At 39.1% G+C, this 2,487-nt stretch carries 3 protein-coding genes and 1 pseudogene; all 4 read right to left on the bottom strand.

The genetic code is table 11. From position 1 onward, the window contains the following. Positions 1–172 (bottom strand): annotated as a pseudogene (locus PROCOU_RS19430) (RHS repeat domain-containing protein); the annotation flags it as partial. Further along, a complete protein-coding gene (locus PROCOU_RS15760) occupies positions 162–389 on the bottom strand; it encodes a hypothetical protein (protein ID WP_036074332.1) in 228 nt (75 codons plus the stop codon). The gene PROCOU_RS15760 and the pseudogene PROCOU_RS19430, both read right to left, overlap by 11 nt. Before the next feature lie 202 nt (positions 390–591). Then, positions 592–1,302: a hypothetical protein gene (locus PROCOU_RS15755; RefSeq protein ID WP_036074330.1), complete on the bottom strand. Its 711-nt coding sequence runs from the start codon at positions 1,300–1,302 to the stop codon at positions 592–594. 93 nt (positions 1,303–1,395) lie between these two features. Then, on the bottom strand, positions 1,396–2,487 hold a 1,092-nt coding region (locus PROCOU_RS15750; protein ID WP_051994471.1), incomplete at its 5' end, for an RHS repeat-associated core domain-containing protein.

The following is a 2,487-nucleotide window of genomic DNA, read 5'->3' as shown; positions in this document are numbered from 1 at the left end:
TGCCACCGCGTTCGGTTTGTTTTGTGATACGGTCGGCATCATCATAAGCTTTATCGCGCACCCATCCTGTGGTTGCGTCGGTCACTTTGGTTTCGTTCCCATTCGGGTCAAATTGGAAGCTAAATGCGGTTTGCCCATTCCACTTCACACCTGTCGCACGATCAGCGGAATTTATGTTTAAACATATCCAAGCTGACAATTAATTCTTTATTTTTCTCACTAAAATCTATTTCTGTGGCAGCACCTGCATCATAATATACTACTACTTCAAAATCTTCTATACCTTTGACAGATGGAAGATAATTTTTTAGTAAATGCAATGATTTTTCAGCTTTCGACCAAATATCAATTAGCAAAACATCATTCCTATCTTTTTCGCGATATTTCAACCACGCTCACCCTCATCACTATTTAATACCTTAATAGTATTCTTATGTTTTAACGTGTGTTTTCAACTGTTTATTCAAATGTCACAAAGTATGCTTCTTGACAATCCATCAATACACAAAGAAAGAGCATCACTTTTTCAGTGCGCCCTTTCTTTATTACTTAAATATCGACTTTATCGATATCTATTCATGTTGCCTAAGCTTAATTACTTATAATTTCTTCATTAATTTCAACTAGCGTCTTCCCCTTATAAGAACCTACCAAAAACGCTTCAATCCATTCCTGACCAACCATCCCACTCGGATTAGAAATAGTTATTGCTTCTTTGTAATCAATACGAACTGAGGTTCCATCATTAGGGTGCCCGACCGTCTTATAGTATTCTCGATTATTTGGACGTAAAACGCCACCATCCTCTACTGCGAGATACTCTATTTTAGTAAAATCTATCTGCCAATCAAATTCCCACTTGCTTACTTTTCTCCAATCTCCATCAATAACACCAGTCAATCCTGAATCAGCAAACATAAAGATGTTTTCTAATTTTAAATTTTGTACTAACTCTTCGATGCTTGCTGGATATTCGCTGAAATAATTTAGAAATCCAAATAAAGAGTATGCCCACTGCCCTTCTTCTTTCTCGTCCTCAAGCTTAACTAAAATTGTATAGCTGTAGATATTTTCACTCTCTAGGTATATCTCGAATACATCTCCCAATTCTACTTTTTTGCGCGTTGCTTTTTTTGTTCGTATAGAAACTTTGGATAATTCCTTATTGCCCCATTTACGTTGATCCAGATCTAAAGCTTTATTGATCTTATCTTCGATAGCCAGTATTTTTTCTGTATCATCTAAACCTGAAATATCTTTTAATAATAAATCATTTAATAGTATAAGCTCTTGATTAATCAAGTTTCATAATCCCTCCTTTTTTAATTCCAATACTTCCTCGATACTGACATGTATTTCTTATATTTTTTATTCTTTTTAGCAATAGGGCGTATTTTATTTCTTAGATTTTTTTTTACCTCCATTTTTTAAATAGTAACGGTGCTCCAATCCCCTAGCAGCATTGTAACTTAGCCCACTTCTCTCTACACGCATTCTTGCATCTGGATGATTCTTTTTATGTGCCGCCCTCCTTGCATTAACATTCTTGGTTCGACCAGTATATACTATTTTTCCGCTACTTTTACTTCTTAATGTATAGACACTGTGACGGCCTTTTTGCGCAAACTTATACGTTCCACCCATCGCCTTTTTAGCAAGTTTAAATTTACCGCCACCAAGAGCTCCTTTCCCAGCCGCAAACGCTGCTTTTTTAAAGCTCTTCGTCTTTTTATACGACTTATATCCGTCATAAACCGCAAACCCTGCATTAACCGCCAACCACACCCAATGCCCATCTGGATCAATATGCATCACGGGATTATTGTTGGCATAATTGTAGCTGTTCATGGTTAACGGGTCATCTTCATCCCCTGGATCTGGATCCACACTGATGAAGATACCTTGTTTTGGTTCATAATAACGCGCCATCAAGTAATACATGCCGATTTCTTTGTCGTACGTATAGCCAGCATAGCCAAATGGATTTTGCTTCGCTTCATTGGTTGTTTCGGTAGCTTGTAGGACGTTCCCCCATGCGTCATAACTATACTCTGCCACTAAGTCCCCAGCTTCATTGGTTAGGGCAACCACATCGCCATGCGCATTGTAGTGATAGAAAATGGTTTTTGCACCCACTTTCATCGCCATACGCACGTTGCTATCGGAGTACACATATTGGCGTTGCACCGTGCCTGCACCATCTGTTTCGTATAAGACATCAATACTATCGCCGTCATAGTAATACTTGGTCGTTTGGCCATGCACTGTTTTTTCCACACGACGGTTGTCATCATCGTATTGATACGTGGCGAATGGCGTTGTTTCCCCTTTTTTCGTGATGGCTGTCAGTTGGTCTGCCGTATCCCAGGTGTACGTGTATGTCCCATCGCTGAGACGATTCCCATTCGTGTCATACGTTAGTTTGTCGCCATTCCAAGCCGTGAGCTGGTTACCATCATTATAACTCGCTTCGATGGCTTTTGTCTT

The organism is Listeria rocourtiae FSL F6-920 (assembly GCF_000525975.1).
Lineage (GTDB): Bacteria > Bacillota > Bacilli > Lactobacillales > Listeriaceae > Listeria_A > Listeria_A rocourtiae.
Note: the sequence above shows the minus strand (reverse complement) of the source record. Positions and strands in the feature narration are given on the sequence as shown.